The sequence below is a fragment of the Streptomyces sp. NPDC059874 genome (assembly GCF_042731135.1).
Lineage (GTDB): Bacteria > Actinomycetota > Actinomycetes > Streptomycetales > Streptomycetaceae > Streptomyces.
Window position 1 is genome coordinate 73,399 of sequence record NZ_JBHWJY010000027.1, and the last position, 15,003, is coordinate 88,401.

The 15,003-nt window shown below is 71.4% G+C and carries 11 protein-coding genes; 5 read left to right on the plus strand and 6 right to left on the minus strand.

Translation table 11 applies throughout. The annotated features are described in order from the left end of the window. Window positions 1-101: 101 nt before the first annotated feature. Together ACFV9H_RS17995 and ACFV9H_RS18000 are read left to right on the plus strand one after the other, a co-directional pair. A complete protein-coding gene (locus ACFV9H_RS17995; RefSeq protein WP_385398931.1) occupies window positions 102-641 on the plus strand; it encodes a WcaF family extracellular polysaccharide biosynthesis acetyltransferase in 540 nt (179 codons plus the stop codon). Continuing rightward, window positions 638-1,777 (plus strand): glycosyltransferase, encoded by a 1,140-nt coding sequence (locus tag ACFV9H_RS18000; protein ID WP_385398933.1) that lies wholly within the window; start codon window positions 638-640, stop codon window positions 1,775-1,777. Before ACFV9H_RS17995 ends, ACFV9H_RS18000 begins: the two co-directional genes overlap by 4 nt. A gap of 26 nt (window positions 1,778-1,803) precedes the next feature. Here ACFV9H_RS18000 and ACFV9H_RS18005 read toward each other — a convergent pair whose 3' ends face one another. The 4 genes from ACFV9H_RS18005 to gmd form a co-directional block, all read right to left on the minus strand. Continuing rightward, entirely contained in the window at window positions 1,804-2,022 is a 219-nt protein-coding gene (locus ACFV9H_RS18005; RefSeq protein ID WP_385398935.1) for a DUF6458 family protein, read from the minus strand. Window positions 2,023-2,153: 131 nt separating this feature from the next. Further along, window positions 2,154-2,831 (minus strand): hypothetical protein, encoded by a 678-nt coding sequence (locus ACFV9H_RS18010; RefSeq protein ID WP_385398938.1) that lies wholly within the window; start codon window positions 2,829-2,831, stop codon window positions 2,154-2,156. A gap of 79 nt (window positions 2,832-2,910) precedes the next feature. After that, window positions 2,911-5,688, minus strand: a complete 2,778-nt coding sequence (locus ACFV9H_RS18015; RefSeq protein WP_385398940.1) for a LamG-like jellyroll fold domain-containing protein — start codon at window positions 5,686-5,688, stop codon at window positions 2,911-2,913. Window positions 5,689-5,924: 236 nt separating this feature from the next. Next, entirely contained in the window at window positions 5,925-6,938 is a 1,014-nt protein-coding gene (gene gmd / locus ACFV9H_RS18020; RefSeq protein ID WP_385398942.1) for a GDP-mannose 4,6-dehydratase, read from the minus strand. Between the two features lie 378 nt (window positions 6,939-7,316). Between gmd and ACFV9H_RS18025 the strand changes: the two genes are divergently transcribed. After that, the gene (locus tag ACFV9H_RS18025) at window positions 7,317-8,270 is read left to right on the plus strand and encodes a GDP-L-fucose synthase family protein (protein WP_385398945.1); all 954 of its coding nucleotides are present in this window, start codon (window positions 7,317-7,319) and stop codon (window positions 8,268-8,270) included. A gap of 16 nt (window positions 8,271-8,286) precedes the next feature. Here the strand turns inward: ACFV9H_RS18025 and ACFV9H_RS18030 are convergent, their stop codons facing one another. Further along, window positions 8,287-9,762 carry a sugar transferase gene (locus ACFV9H_RS18030; protein WP_385398948.1) on the minus strand — a complete coding sequence of 492 codons (1,476 nt, stop codon included), beginning with the start codon at window positions 9,760-9,762 and terminating at the stop codon, window positions 8,287-8,289. A 383-nt stretch (window positions 9,763-10,145) separates the two neighbouring features. Here ACFV9H_RS18030 and ACFV9H_RS18035 point away from each other — a divergent pair, with 383 nt between their 5' ends. Together ACFV9H_RS18035 and ACFV9H_RS18040 are read left to right on the plus strand one after the other, a co-directional pair. Then, window positions 10,146-12,413, plus strand: a complete 2,268-nt coding sequence (locus ACFV9H_RS18035) for a M4 family metallopeptidase (protein ID WP_385398950.1) — start codon at window positions 10,146-10,148, stop codon at window positions 12,411-12,413. Between the two features lie 260 nt (window positions 12,414-12,673). Further along, on the plus strand, window positions 12,674-14,134 hold the full coding sequence (locus ACFV9H_RS18040; protein WP_385398953.1) for a nitronate monooxygenase: 1,461 nt from the start codon (window positions 12,674-12,676) through the stop codon (window positions 14,132-14,134). A gap of 41 nt (window positions 14,135-14,175) precedes the next feature. Here the strand turns inward: ACFV9H_RS18040 and ACFV9H_RS18045 are convergent, their stop codons facing one another. Continuing rightward, complete coding sequence (locus ACFV9H_RS18045; RefSeq protein ID WP_385398955.1) at window positions 14,176-14,715, minus strand: hypothetical protein; 540 nt, start codon at window positions 14,713-14,715, stop codon at window positions 14,176-14,178. Window positions 14,716-15,003: the final 288 nt, after the last annotated feature.

A 15,003-nucleotide genomic window follows, 5' to 3' on the forward strand; every position in this document is an offset into this window, starting at 1 on the left:
TGCCTGATCCGCGCGCAGTCTAGTCTGAGCGGGCGCGCCCGGGGAGGCGCCGGCGGGGGTCCCCGCGGACGGGGTCCGGGGGCGGACGATCGGGGCTTTGAGTGCGGGACCTTCCTGCCTTCACGCTGGCCGGATACGACAAGGGTCGCGGGCTGCTGACGCAGGCGCTCTGGTTCGCCGTGATGAACACGCTGTTCATGAGCTGGTTCTGCCCGGCGCGACTGCGGGTCGCGCTGCTGCGGGCCTTCGGGGCGCGGATCGGCGAGGGCGTGCTGATCCGGCACCGGGTGCGGGTGTTGTGGCCGTGGAAGCTCACCGTGGGGGACCACACCTGGATCGGCGAGGGTGCCTGGCTGCTGAACCTGGAGCCGGTGACGATCGGCGCGAACGTGTGCCTCTCGCAGGAGGCCCTGCTGTGCACCGGCTCGCACGACCACCGGGCCGCGGACTTCCGCTACCGCAACGCGCCGATCACCGTCGAGGACGGCGCGTGGGTCGCGGTGCGGGCGACCGTGCTGGCCGGAGTGACCGTGGGCCGCTGCGCGGTCGCGGGCGCGGGCTCCGTCGTGCACAAGGACCTGCCGGAGCTGACCCTGCAGACCCAGGACGGGCGGCGCCGCCCGGTCGAGGAGCCGAAGTGAGTACGGGTTCGAGAGTCCTGCACGCCGTCACCCTGCACTCCCCCTCGCACGCCTTCGGCGGGCCGGTCCGGGTCGCGCTGAACCTGACCAAGGGGCTGCGGGCGCGCGGACACGAGGCCCGGCTGCTGGCGCTCGGCGAGGGCTTCGGCGAACCGTGGCCCACCTCCGTCGAAGGAGTGCCCGCCAGGCTGTTTCCGGCCCGCCGGCTGCTCCCCCTCGGCTTCAGCGGAATGACCTCGCCCGCGCTGCTGGCCTCGGCCGGGCGCCTGGTGCGGGAGGCCGACGTGGTCCACGTCCACCTGGCGCGCGACCTGGTGACCCTGCCGGTGGCGCTGGCGGCGCTGCGGGCCGGCAAGCCGCTGGTGCTGCAGACCCACGGGATGGTCGACCCGAGCGAGAAGCTGCTGGCGAAGGTGCTGGACGCGGTGGCGGTACGCCGGCTGCTGCGCGGCGCGGACGCCGTGTTGTACCTGACCCCGTACGAACGGGAGGGCCTGGACGCGGTGGTGGGCACGCCGTTGGCGCGGGCCGTACGGCTGGTGAACGGGACGCCGGCGCAGGAGGAACGGCCCCCGCTGAGCGGCCCGCCGCGGATCCTGTACTCGGCACGCCTGCAGGCCCGCAAGCGGCCGGTGGACTTCGTGGACGCGGCGCCGGCGGTGCTGGCCGTGCACCCGGACGCGCACTTCGTGGTCGCGGGCCCGGACGAGGGCGAGCTGGCTGCCGTACGCGCGCGCATCGACGCCCTCGGCCTGTCGGACCGCTTCACGGTCCCGGGGGCCTTGTCCGGCGAGGCCGTACTGGCGGAGCTGCGGCGCGCCCACGTCTACGTACTCCCCTCGGTGGACGAGCCGTTCCCGATGTCGGTACTCGAGGCGCTCTCGGTGGGCGTGCCGTCGGTGGTGACGCACTCCAACGGGCTGGCCAAGGACATTGCGGGGGCGGGCGCGGGCCGGGTGGTCGACCCGGGCCCGGAGGGTGTCGCGTCGGCGGTGCTGTCCCTGCTGGACCCGGCGGCGAACGCGGCGGCCTCGCGCGCCGCGCGCGAACTGGCCTCGGAGTCCTTCTCGATGGACGCGGTCCTGGACGCCCTGCTCCCGGTGTACGAGGCCGCCCGCCGGAGCACCAGAGCCTAGTGCTGCGACCGGAAGGGTCCACCGCACTAGAGGTCATCCCGGCGGTGTTCCTCCACCACCGGGATCGCTCCCGCCGCGCGGCGGCGTTTGAGGACGCTGGAGTACACGGCGAGGCCGATGGCTCCCGCCGCCATCATGATGAGGCCGACCAGGTCGAGGTCGACGCTGCGCATTTCCCAGTCGCTGGCGAAGGTGAGGATGGCCCCCACCACGATCAAGCCGATGCAGCCGCCCAGGCCACTCATGGGACTCGCCTCCGAATGCCGGTGTCGCGGTCGCGTACTTGCACGCGGCTACCCCGCACCGGCGTACGAAAACGCCCCCGGGGCCCGGCAGTCCGGTCCCAGGGGGCGTTCTCGTACGGCGGTGGCGACCCTTACGCGGGGATCCAGGCGTAGCAGCCCACCGAGTTGAACTCGGCGGTGCCGGCCGGGATCGTAGCCGTGATCTTGTCGCCCGGGTTCGGCGCGGTCTCGGGGCTGGCGGCGAGGACCGAGCCGTCCTTGCCCTTCGCCTCCCACTTGCAGGTCGTGGCCTGGGTCAGTGCCCGGTACGTGCCCGCCGCGGGCGAGGTACGGGTGCCGTCGGGGAAGCCCTTCTCGGCCGCCGCGAGGATCGGCTTCTGCTCCGGGCACAGGAGGTTGATGGCGTCCTTCGCGCCCGCGATCTCCCCGGCGATGATCGAGCCGGTCGCCGCGTCCTTGTCGTGCTTCGCCGTGCGCGCCACCCGCTGGCAGGCCTCCTGGCCGCTCTGCAGGACGGCCGCCGGGTCCGTCTTCTCCGGGACGCGCCCGCTCAGGTACTGCTTCTCCTGCGCGGTGAAGCTGCCCGTCTTCGGGGTGAGCTTCGCGTCGGGCAGGACGGGGCCGGTCGGCTTCGCGTTCGGGTCGGTCGACGGCGCGGGGGCGTCCGCCGGGTCGGGGACCGGCGAGGAGGCCGGGGGTTGTGCCTTGGCCTCCGCGCCGGAGTCGGCCTTGCCCCCGTCCGAACTGCAGGCGGTCAGCGTCAGGGCGGCGGCCAGCAGAACAGCAGCCGCTGCGGAGCGTCGGTACATCGGGTGGCTCCCGTACTTACGTGCTGGTTGGGACAGGGGTGCGGGGCCCGGCCGGTGTGGCCGGGCCCCGCTCCTACGGCTACTTCGCGCCGAAGGTGAGCACCAGCTGCGGGGCGCCCTCCGCCGCGGTGGACTCCGAGGACCAGAGCCACAGCGGGTCGGTGCCCGCACTCGTCAGCGCCAGGCTGTAGCTGCTGCCCAGCACCGCGGAGAGCGCGGTGGTGTCCAGCGTGACGTTCTGGACCGCGGAGCCGTCCGGCACGCTCGCGACGCTGCCGAGCGGGGTGGTGCCGAGCGTGGGCTTGGTGTTGAAGGTGGTGCCCGCGCCGCTCCAGGTACCGGTGACCGGGACCACGGACACCTTGTCGGCGGTGCCGGCGCCCGTCTGCGTCGTGGTCTTGAACTGGAGCGAGGCCGACTTCAGGACCTGACCGGCCGGGGCGGCCGGGAGGCTGAAGCGCAGGTACGTCTCGTACGCCGAGGTGCCGCGCACCGCGAGCGAGGTGGACGTGCCGTAGGCGGTGCCCGGGGCGCCCTGGTTGATGTAGGTGTCCTCGGCCGCCTTGACCGTGGAGACCGTGTCGATGGGGGCGCCGGCCAGGTCGAAGTGGCTCTTGACCTGGGCCTGGGTGAGCGCCGAAGGGTAGACGGCCGTCTCGTCGAGCTGCCCGGCGAAGAAGTTGCTCGTCGGGCGGGTCGGCCAGCCGGACAGGTTGTCGCCGCCGACGTGCCAGTAGCCCGCGTAGGCCTGCGAGGTGGTGACGTTCAGCGTGCCCTTGCTCTGGCCGTCGACGTACAGGGCCATGCCGCCGGGGCCCTGGGTGCCGACCACGTGGTGCCACTTGTTGTCGTTGTACGTGTCCAGCAGACCGGTGGAGATGGTCTTGGCCCCGCCGTTGTAGACGCCGAAGACCAGACGACCGGTGTTGGTCATGTAGATCTGCTTGTCGTACGAACCGCTGTTGCGGGTGGTGTTGTTGCCGAAGCCGATCAGCTTGCCGCCGCGGATGGTGTTCGTCTTGAACCAGGTCTCGACGGTGAACGCGCTGCCCACGGTCTGGCGGTGGTCGCTGTAGACCTGCTGGCTCGTGCCGTTGAAGCCCATCGCGGTGCTGGTGCCGGAGACGGCGCCGGGCGACTGGCGCAGGGCCGGGGTGTTGACCTGGAGGCCGCTGGTGTTGCCGCCGTTGGAGGAGTCTGCGACGTACGGGCTGACCCCGTCGTCGTAGCGCCAGTACAGCTGGGCGCCGTCCGCGCGGACCTGGTTCGGGTACGCGTGGACCGCGGTCGGGACCGTCACCGAGGCGGTGGCCGACAGGGCGCTGGTGTTGCCCGCGCCGTCGGTCGCGGTCACACGGTAGGTGTACGTCTGGCCGGCCTTGACCGTGGCGTCGTTCCAGGAGGCCTGGGGGCGCTCCCACTCCAGGGAGTTCGCGGTGACGGTGGCGATCGGGGTGGCCGAGCCGTTGCGGTAGATGCGGTACGTCAGCTTGCTGTCGTCCGAGTCGTAGCTCGTGCGCCAGCGGACCTGGGCCTCGCCGGGCTTGACACTGCCGGCGCTGACCACCGGGGTGGTGGGGGCGCCGCGGTCGCCGGTGGAGGCGAAGCGGGTCAGGCCCTGCTGGGCCTTGCCGTTGATGAGGGTGAACTCACCACCGACCCACATGTACTTGACGTCGCCCTTCTCCGCCACGGCCATGACGCGCGGGCCGATGCCCTCGCCGATGCCGTCGTTGGCGGTGGGGTGCCAGCCGAGCTTGCCGGGGCCGCGGACGAAGCCGTCCACGGGCGCGGGGGCGACGCCTTCGTGGTTGGTCGGCTGGGCCAGCAGGAAGTTCCGCTTGCCGTCGGGGAACTCCAGCTCGGTGGAGCAGTCGTGCGCGTGCGAGGAGCTGTAGAGCACTCCCTGGTACGGCAGGACGAACTGGGTCGCGCCGAGGCAGCGGTCGCGCCACTTCTCGGAGAAGTCGCTCAGGCGCAGGCCGATGCGGCCGTCGAAGACACCGCCGCCGGAGCCCTCGTTGCCCGTGTAGAAGCCGGTGTCGTCGGTGGAGATGTCCTTGACGACCGAGTTCGACGGGATGTTGGTGTAGGTCTTGGTGACCGCGCCGGTGCCGGCGTCGACCACGGCCAGGGCGTGGCTGGTCTTGCCGTTGACCGTGAAGAAGTCTCCGCCGAGCAGCACGTTCTTGCCGTCGGGGGTGACCTCGACCGCGCGGCCCGGCTCGTCGACGTTGGCGACGAACGGCTTGACCGCTCCGGAGTTGGCGTCGATCGCGGCGAACCGCTCGCGGGTCTGGCCCTCGACGGAGTTGAAGTCGCCACCCGCGTACAGGGTGTCGTCGGTGACGGCGAGCGCGCGCACGGTGGCGGGGAAGCTCGGGTGGAACGAGGCCTTGGGGGTGCAGCTGGCGATGTCGATCGCGGCGACGCTGGAGACCGGGGTGCCGTTGACGGCGCCGAAGGAGCCGCCCGCGTAGAGGGTCTTCTGGTCCTTCGAGACGACCAGCGTCCGTACGGTCGCGGTGCCGTCGCCGATGGTGAAGGCCAGCTTGCAGGAGGTGGGGTTGCCCGTCGCGGCGTCGAGGGCGACGAAGTTGACGGCCTCCTGCTCGGCGCCGGCGGTGCCCTCGGGCGGGCGCACGGCGGAGAAGGTGCCGCCGGCGAAGACGGTCCCGTTCGCCTGGGCCATCGCCCAGACGATGCCGTTCGGCTGCCAGGTGGGCAGTTCGTCGGCGGTGAAGGCCACCGGCGGCGTGATGGCGGACGCCTCGGGCATCAACACCAGGCCTATACCGGTGCCGGCACCGGCCAGTGACAGGACGAGGGCAGCAGTCAGCCCTCTGGATCTACGCATGAGCCCCCCAGGGCAACAGCCCGGTTTTGATGGCTGGAACTATCCGAACAGCCATATGTACAGGCGCAGACTAGGGCTCGTGGAACGGCCCGGTCACCTTGCTTGACCCATTGCATACCAAGTTGGAATCAACAGGTTCCGCATGGAGGGTGCACTGCGGACATACGGCAGGTTTGCCCCGGTCGTACCTGACGGAGTGACCGGGACACGGCAAATCGTAGGCGAAATATAAGGCTTCAGCGGTCGATGCGGACGGTAGCGCCCGCCAGTTGGTCCTCGACCTGGCGGATGTCGGCGTCGACCATGATGCGGGCCAGTTCGGCGACAAGGACCGACGGCTTCCAGCCGAGCAGCTCCTGGGCCTTGGAGGCGTCTCCGATGAGCGCGTCGACCTCGCTGGGGCGCTCGTACTTGGGGTCGTAGCGCACGTGCTCGTTCCAGTCGAGACCGGCGTGGGCGAAGGAGGCCTCGACGAACTCGCGGACGGTCGCGGCCACACCCGTGGCGACCACGTAGTCGGTGGGCTCGTCCTGCTGGAGCATCCGCCACATGGCGTCCACGTACTCGGGGGCGTAGCCCCAGTCGCGGACGGCGTCGAGGTTGCCGAGGTAGAGCTTCTCCTGGAGGCCGGCCTTGATCCGGGCCACGGCGCGGGTGATCTTGCGGGTCACGAAGGTCTCGCCGCGGCGCGGGGACTCGTGGTTGAAGAGGATCCCGTTGACGGCGAACATGTCGTACGCCTCGCGGTAGTTCACCGTGGTCCAGTACGCGAACACCTTCGCGGCGCCGTACGGGCTGCGCGGGTGGAACGGGGTCCCCTCGTTCTGCGGGGGCGGGGTGGCGCCGAACATCTCGGAGGACGAGGCCTGGTAGATGCGGGTGTCGACACCGCTGGCCCGGATGGCCTCCAGCAGGCGCAGCGCGCCGAGACCGGTCACGTCGCCGGTGTAGAGCGGGGCGTCGAAGGACACCCGGACATGCGACTGCGCACCGAGGTTGTAGACCTCGTCGGGCCGTATCTCGCGGAGCAGGTTCACCAGGGCCACACCATCCGACAGATCGGCGTGGTGCAGCACGAAGGACCGGTTGGCGGTCTGGGGGTCCTGGTAGATGTGGTCGATCCGCTCGGTGTTGAAGCTGGAGGACCGCCGCACGAGCCCGTGCACCGTGTAGCCCTTGGAGAGCAGCAGCTCGGAGAGGTACGAGCCGTCCTGTCCGGTGACGCCGGTGATCAGTGCGGTCTTGGCCATGTGGTCCCCCTGGGGTGCGTTGTGTTCGTAATGCTGAGCGTGCTTCCCCTGCCCGCCCGAAGCCGTACCCGGTCGGTTGAGGCCCCGGGGACTGGATGCGTACCGTACACGCCGGGCCCAACCGCCCTTGCGGCGCCTGCCCCGCCGGAACCGGCCCTTGGCGGCTTCGCCGTGCGGGGCTCCGCCCCACACCCCGCGCCTCAAACGCCGGTCGGGCTGGATTTTGCCCGCCTGAGTGCCCAAGTGCGGCCGCAAGCCTGGGGCTCCGCGCCTCAAACGCCGGTGGGGCTGAATTTGCCCCGTCCGGCCGCCGCCGGGCGTCAGGCCGGGCCCGGACCGCTGCCGCCCCCGCGGGAGCGGACTGGCATCATCGGCGGTATGACAAGTACGCCTCTCCTGCCCCCGAACGCCCGCGTCTTCGTCGCGGGTCACCGCGGCCTCGTGGGCTCCGCGGTCGCCCGGCGGCTGACCGCCGACGGCCACGAGGTGCTCACCCGCGGCCGCGCCGAGCTGGACCTGCGGGACGCCGCCGCGACCGGGGCGTACCTGAGGGACGTCCGCCCGGACGCCGTCGTGCTGGCCGCGGCCAAGGTCGGCGGGATCATGGCCAACAGCACCTACCCGGTGCAGTTCCTGGAGGAGAACCTCCAGATCCAACTCAGCGTGATCGCCGGCGCGCACGCCGCCGGCGTCGGCCGGCTGCTGTTCCTCGGATCGTCCTGCATCTACCCCAAGTTGGCCCCGCAGCCGATCCACGAGGACGCCCTGCTGACCGGCCCCCTGGAGCCGACCAACGAGGCCTACGCCCTCGCGAAGATCGCCGGCATCGTCCAGGTCCAGTCGTACCGCAAGCAGTACGGGGCCTCGTACATCTCCGCCATGCCGACGAACCTCTACGGTCCGGGCGACAACTTCGACCTGGAGTCCTCGCACGTCCTGCCCGCCCTGATCCGGCGGTTCCACGAGGCCGCCGCGGAGGGCCGCGAGGAGGTCACCCTGTGGGGATCGGGCACCCCGCGCCGGGAGTTCCTGCACGTGGACGACCTCGCCGCGGCGTGCGCCGTGCTGTTGAACTCGTACGACGGCGACGAGCCCGTCAACATCGGCTGCGGCGAGGACCTGACCATCAGGGAACTGGCGGAGACCGTCGCCGAGGTGACCGGCTTCCGCGGCCGGCTCGCCTGGGACACCTCCAAGCCTGACGGGACCCCCCGCAAGCTGCTGGACGTCGGCCGCCTGACCTCCCTCGGCTGGAAGCCCGGCATCCCGCTGCGCGACGGCATCGCCTCCACCTACCGGTGGTGGCGCGAGGGCAGCGGGCAGAACGGCTGATCCCACCCGGAGCCCTTCAGTACGCTCCGCGACCGTCGACGACGGCGCGGAGCGTACGGCCCATGACGTCGACGTCACTGGTGAACGACCAGTTGTCGACGTACTGCAGGTCGAGCTGGATCGTTTCGTCCCACGACAGGTCGGACCGACCGCTGATCTGCCACAGCCCGGTCATCCCGGGCCGCACGGTGAGCCGGCGCAGCTCGACCTCGTCGTACTGCGCCACCTCCTCGGGCAGCGGCGGGCGCGGGCCGACCAGCGACATGTGGCCGGTGAGCACGTTGATCAGCTGCGGCAGTTCGTCCATCGAGGTGCGGCGCAGCAGCCGGCCCACCCGGGTCACCCGGGGGTCGCGGCGCATCTTGAACATCAGGCCGTCGTTCTCGTTGGCCCCGGACAGCTCGGCCTTCCGCGCGTCGGCGTCCATGACCATCGTGCGGAACTTCCACATCGTGAACGGGGCCCCGTCGCGGCCGATGCGCCCCTGCCGGTAGAAGGCCGGGCCGCGCGAGCCGAAGCGGATCGCGAGGACGATCGCGAGGAAGAGCGGCGCGAGCAGTACCAGCCCGACGGCGGCTCCCGCGCGGTCCAGGGCGGACTTGAGAAGGGGCTGCACGCCCCGGCTGACCGGCGGCGCGACCCGCAGCATGGCGAGCCCGCCCGCGGACAGGGTCTCCAGTCGCTTGACGGAGATCTCCACGAGCCCCGGGAAGACGGCGAGTTCCAGTCCGGCGTCGTGCAGGGCCCAGGCGACGCGGCGCAGCCGCTCCCCCGCGATCCGTGCGCCGGGGGCCACCAGGACCAGGTCGGCGTGCAGGCCGCGGACGGCATCGAGCACGGCGGCGGAGTCGCCGTTCGGGGTCTTGGGCATGTCGGCGCCGAGCCGGGTCGCCACCGGCACCCCGCTGCCGAGCGGGCCGTCGCCGACCGGGACCACGCCGACGACCACGTACGGGTGGTCGGTGCGCGAGGCGAGGTGCGCGATCACGTCCTCGGCGGCGTCGGGCTCGCCGACGACCAGGACCCGACTGACGGCCTGGGCCTCGCGCCGGGCGGCGGAGAGGTGACGGTAGGTCAGTTTGTGGCAGGCGACGGTGATCAGGAGGGCGGGCAGCAGAGCGCCCAGCGCCGACAGTCGGGGCGTGTCCTCCTCGGTCACCACGCGGGCCACGGCCAGGACGCCGATCAGAATCAGCCAGTCGTGTACGACGGGCAGCACTCCGCGGGACTCCCCGAGGACCCGGGTCGCGTAGCGCCGGCGCAGCGCCTGCACGCCGGTCCACGCGACCGCGGCGGCGAGGGCGCAGTAGAGGGGTCGTACCTGCTGGGCGGCCTGGAAGACGAGGCCCACGGGTACGGCGGCTCCGAGGAAGTCGGCGACGAGTGCGGCGGGAAGGTACCAACGCGCCTTGTCACCGAGGCGCCGCGCGGGCGCCAGGGTGTCACGGGCCGCCCTGGCCACTCTTTGCGCAGGAATATGGACATGCCTCATGGGCCCCCCTGGCACGTGGTCTATCGACAGCGGCGACTGTCCACGGCTTCCCCGGGCAACGGACATCTGTCGCACCGAGAAACAGTACGACAAACGCCAGTACGGTAAATGCCGTTTGGGGCAACGAAGCCTCTCGTTGCCCAAGTGTTAGCGACCGGTACCGGCTGTTCCGAATGCCGGCCCCCGCGACGAGCACGCGAATGTGAACAGTCCGGATACCGGACCTGTCTCTTCGAACAACGAACCGTTTTTGGCCAATCATTTGACGCGGTCCTGACATTATCTCCTGTGGGTGGCACTCTTCGACCGTTCATCGCACCAGCCCTGATCTGCCCGGAGGCCCACCCAGCCATCCGGAACCCCCCTTGCAGAAGGAGTCTGCGTTGAGTCCCACCCCCCAAAGGCGTGCCACTGCGGTCGGCGCGCTCGTAGCCGCGGCAGCCCTGCTCGCCGTCGGCATACAGGCCACAACCGCAACCGCCGACGCCACCGCGTCGAAGGCACCCGCGGCCGCCAAGTCCAACCCGGGCGCGGCCAACCGCACACTCAGCGCTTCGGAGCGTGCGACGCTCCTCGCCGAGGCCAACTCGACCACCGCACAGGCCGCCAAGGCGCTCGGTCTCGGCAGTGGCGAGCAGCTCGTCGTCCGTGAAGTGGTCCAGGACGCGGACGGCACCACGCACACCATGTACGAGCGCACCTACAACGGACTCCCGGTGCTCGGCGGTGACCTCACCGTCCACGCGAAGAACGGCGTCACCAAGAGCGTGACCAAGGCGACCAACCACGAGATCAAGGTCGCGGACACCAACGCCACGGTCACCCCGGCGGCCGCCGAGAGCCAGGCCGTCTCCGCCGCCGGCGCCGAGGGCTCCAAGGAACTCAAGGCCACCAAGAGCGCCCGCAAGGTGATCTGGGCGGCCAAGGGCACTCCGGTCCTCGCGTTCGAGACCGTCGTCGGCGGCCTCCAGCACGACGGCACGCCGAACGAGCTCCACGTGATCACCGACGCCAAGACCGGCGCCAAGATCACCGAATGGCAGGCCATCGAGACCGGCACCGGCAACACCATGTACAGCGGTCAGGTGACCCTCGGCACCACGCAGTCGGGCAGCACCTGGAACCTGACCGACGCCGCGCGCGGCGGCCACAAGACGTACAACCTCAACCGGGGCACCTCCGGCACCGGAACGCTCTTCTCCGGCCCGGACGACATCTGGGGCAACGGACTGCCGGCCAACCTGGAGACGGCCGGCGCCGACGCGCACTACGGCGCCGCGGTCACGTGGGACTACTACAAGAACGTGCACGGCCGCAACGGCCTGCGCAACGACGGAGTCGCCCCGTACAGCCGGGTCCACTACGGCAACAACTACGTGAACGCGTTCTGGAGCGACCAGTGCTTCTGCATGACGTACGGAGACGGTGACGGCAACGTCAAGCCACTCACGTCCACCGACGTCGCCGCGCACGAGATGACCCACGGCCTGACCTCGGTCACCGGCAACATGAACTACTCCGGTGAGCCCGGTGGTCTGAACGAGGCGACCTCCGACATCATGGCCGCGGCCGTCGAGTTCTACGCCAACAACCCGCAGGACGTCGGCGACTACCTGGTCGGCGAGAAGATCGACATCCGCGGCAACGGCACCCCCCTGCGCTACATGGACAAGCCGAGCAAGGACGGCAGCTCCAAGGACGCGTGGTACTCGGGCATCGGCTCCATCGACGTCCACTACTCCTCGGGTCCGGCCAACCACTGGTACTACCTGGCCTCCGAGGGCTCGGGCGCCAAGGTCGTCAATGGCGTGAGCTACGACTCGCCGACCTCCGACGGCCTCCCGGTCACCGCGATCGGGCGCGACGCCGCCTCGAAGATCTGGTTCCGCGCGCTGACCACCGGCCTGTTCCGGTCGACCACCGACTACGCGGCCGCCCGTGTGGCCACCCTGCAGGCGGCGGCCGACCTGTACGGCGCCGGCTCGGCGACCTACAACAACGCGGCCAACGCGTGGGCGGCCATCAACGTCGGCCCGCGCATCGTGAACGGCGTCTCGGTCACCAACCCGGGCAACCAGAACACCGTCACGGGCAGCGCCGTCAGCCTCCAGATCCAGGCCACCAGCACCAACGCGGGTGCGCTGAGCTACGCGGCGACCGGTCTCCCGGCCGGGCTGTCGATCAACTCCTCGACCGGCCTGATCACCGGTACCGCAAACACCGCGGGCACGTCCAACGTGACCGTGACGGTGACGGACTCCGCGAACCAGACCGGCACGGCGGCGTTCACCTGGACGGTCGGCACCCAGCAGCAGACCGTCTTCGAGAACACCACGGACTACGCGATCAACGACAACTCGACCGTCGAGTCGCCGATCACCGTGAACCGCACCGGCAACGCGCCGAGCACCCTCAAGGTGGATGTGAACATCCTCCACACCTACATCGGTGACCTGAAGGTGGACCTCATCGCCCCGGACGGCAGCATCTACAACCTGCACAACCGCACCGGCAGCAGCACGGACAACATCATCAAGTCCTACACGGTCAACGCCTCCTCCGAGGTCGCCCAGGGCGTGTGGAAGCTGCGTGTCAACGACAACGCGAACATCGACACCGGCAAGATCGACAGCTGGAAGCTCACCTTCTGACCCCCACCGGGGCCCGATGAGCACCTGCTGAACCGTCAGACACGGGGCCGCCCGGGAGAAGACCTCCCCGGGCGGCCCTGTCCCATGCCGGCCTGCCGATCCGGGGCGCGGTCCGCCCGGCCGTGGCCGCTCGGGACCACCGCCCCCCGGTCCGGGGACCTTCGCCACGGGCCGGCGCACACCCGTACGGGGACACTGGGAACGAGCGAACCTACGCAACCGTAGGTTCGGGTGACCCACCGAGCGACGGACGTGCCCCCATGCCGCAGATCCCCCCGAACGGAACCGCCGCACCGCGGCCCTGGCTGATCCAGGGCGGCATGGGCGTCGGGGTCTCCGGCTGGCGGCTGGCCAAGGCCGTCTCCCGCGAGGGACAGCTCGGCGTGGTCTCCGGGACCGCGCTGGACGTCGTACTGGCCCGCGTCCTGCAGACCGGCGACCCGGGCGGGCACGCCCGGCGCGCTCTGGCCGCCTTCCCGCTCCCCGAGCTCGCCCGGACCGCGCTCGACCGCTACTTCCGCGAGGACGGCACGGGCGAGGACGCCCCGATGCGGCCCACCCCGCGGCTGCGCGCCACGGGCGGGGCCCCGGCCGAAATCCTCACCGTCCTCGGCAACTTCGCCGAGGTCTGGCTCGCGAAGGAGGGACACGATGGCATCGTCGGCATCAACTACCTGGAGAGGATCCAGCCGGCCACGGCCCCCGCGATGTTCGGCGCGATCCTGGCAGGCGTCGACTACGTGCTCGTGGGCGCGGGAGTCCCCGCTCAGATCCCTGCCCTCGCCTCGCGACTGGCGCGCTGCGAACCCTGCGTGACCAAGATCGCGGTGGCAGGCGACGAGGAGCCGCTGGACCAACTCTTCGACCCGGCCGCCCTGCTCGCCGGGCATGCGCCCGGCCCGCTGCGCCGGCCCGACGTGCTGGCCATCGTGTCGTTGCCGGTGCTGGCCGCCTACCTCGCCCGCGACGAGGCGACCCGCCCCGACGGCTTCGTGATCGAGACCAGCCTGGCGGGCGGGCACAGCGCCCCGCCGCGCGGGCCCATGAAGCTCGACGAGGACGGCGAGCCGGTGTACGGGCCGCGCGACGATCCCGACCTCGCAAGGATGGCGGCGCTCGGGCTGCCGTTCTGGCTGGCCGGCGGCCAGGCCGGCCCGGAGGCGGTGGCCGCCGCCCGGGCCGCGGGGGCGGCCGGGGTGCAGGTCGGCAGCGCCTTCGCGCTGTGCGAGGAGTCGGGGATGGCCCCCCACCTGCGCGAGGAGCTGCGCGGCCGGGCCCACGCGGGGACCCTCACCGTCCGCAACGACCCCGACGCCTCGCCGACCTCGTTCCCGTTCAAGGTGGCGGAGCTGCCGGGCACGATCTCCGAGCCCGAAGTGGCCGCGGCCCGCCGCCGGGTGTGCGACCTGGGCTTCCTGCGCACGCCGGTACGCGGCCCGCGCGGGCTGGTCCACCGGTGTGCGGCCGAGCCGGTGGCCGCGTACGTCCGCAAGGGCGGGGACGCGGCCGACACCAAGGGCCGCCGGTGCCTGTGCAACGGCCTGCTGGCCACCATCGGACTGGCACAACGGCGGCCCGGCGGCCGGGTGGAGCCGCCGCTGGTGACGATCGGCAAGGACCTGTCGTTCCTGCCGAGGCTCTCCCCGGGCGCCGAGCCGTACACGGCGGCGGAGGTGGTGGAGTGGCTGTCGACCGGGGTCGGCACTCCGGGACGAACCTGACCGAGCACGCGTACACGCGCGAGCCGTCCCCGCCGGCCGGGTCAGCCGATGGCACCGAAGACGCGGTCGAAGAAGCCCTCGTCACCGCCGCCGTTCCAGTTGCCGCCGCCGTTGCCGCCGTTCCAGCCGCCGTCACCGCCCCCGTTGCCGCCGTTCCAGCCGCCGTCACCGCCCCCGTTGCCGCCGCCGCCGTTCCAGTCGTGGCGTCCGTCGCCGCCCTGCCCGACCGGCTTGAAGAAGACGGAGACGACCTCCACGTTCCGCGCCCGCTCGCCCGGCTCCAGCACGGTCTCCGCCTCGCCGTTGCAGCCGCGGTTGCCGAAGAGCACGGCCAGCGACTCGGTGTCGTTCTTGACCTCGATGGCGGGCTCGTCCCGAGAGGTGTGCGTCAGCACGTAGCAGGTGTCGTTCTCCTGGGGCCGGATCTGCCCGTTGCGCACTTCGCCCGCCTCGTCGAGGAACCGGTAGTGCAGCACGCCCAGGTTCCAGTCGTCGTGACCGTCGGCCAGCGAGGGCCCGGCGGTGGGCAGGACGAGCGCGACGGCTCCGACGAGCACGGCGGCGGTGGTGCGAAGACGCATGGGGGAAGTCCGTTCCTCGGGTCCGCGGACGCCGGATCCGCCCGGCATCCGCGGGCAGCGTAGGAGCGCGGAGCCGTGCCGAAACGATTCTCCGCCCCGGGCGCGTACGTGGTTCACCCATGAGGCCGGGTGGCCTCCGGCCCGGACCACCTCGTGCGGCGCTGCCCAGAACCGGGGCTCCGCCCCGGACCCGTCGGGGGCTCCGCCCCCGAACCCCCGCGCCTCAAACGCCGGCGGGGCTGGATTTGCCGCTGCGCGGCCACCAGCCCGCTGACGCCGACCAAACTC

What these genes read in the sequence shown, in the direction of transcription:
- ACFV9H_RS18005 (WP_385398935.1), bottom strand. Translation starts at nt 2,022, where the DNA reads ATGAGTGGCCTGGGCGGCTGCATCGGCTTGATCGTGGTGGGGGCCATC.
- ACFV9H_RS18010 (WP_385398938.1), bottom strand. Translation starts at nt 2,831, where the DNA reads ATGTACCGACGCTCCGCAGCGGCTGCTGTTCTGCTGGCCGCCGCCCTG.
- ACFV9H_RS18015 (WP_385398940.1), bottom strand. Translation starts at nt 5,688, where the DNA reads ATGCGTAGATCCAGAGGGCTGACTGCTGCCCTCGTCCTGTCACTGGCC.
- gmd (WP_385398942.1), bottom strand. Translation starts at nt 6,938, where the DNA reads ATGGCCAAGACCGCACTGATCACCGGCGTCACCGGACAGGACGGCTCG.
- ACFV9H_RS18025 (WP_385398945.1), top strand. Translation starts at nt 7,317, where the DNA reads ATGACAAGTACGCCTCTCCTGCCCCCGAACGCCCGCGTCTTCGTCGCG.
- ACFV9H_RS18030 (WP_385398948.1), bottom strand. Translation starts at nt 9,762, where the DNA reads ATGAGGCATGTCCATATTCCTGCGCAAAGAGTGGCCAGGGCGGCCCGT.
- ACFV9H_RS18040 (WP_385398953.1), top strand. Translation starts at nt 12,674, where the DNA reads ATGCCGCAGATCCCCCCGAACGGAACCGCCGCACCGCGGCCCTGGCTG.
- ACFV9H_RS18045 (WP_385398955.1), bottom strand. Translation starts at nt 14,715, where the DNA reads ATGCGTCTTCGCACCACCGCCGCCGTGCTCGTCGGAGCCGTCGCGCTC.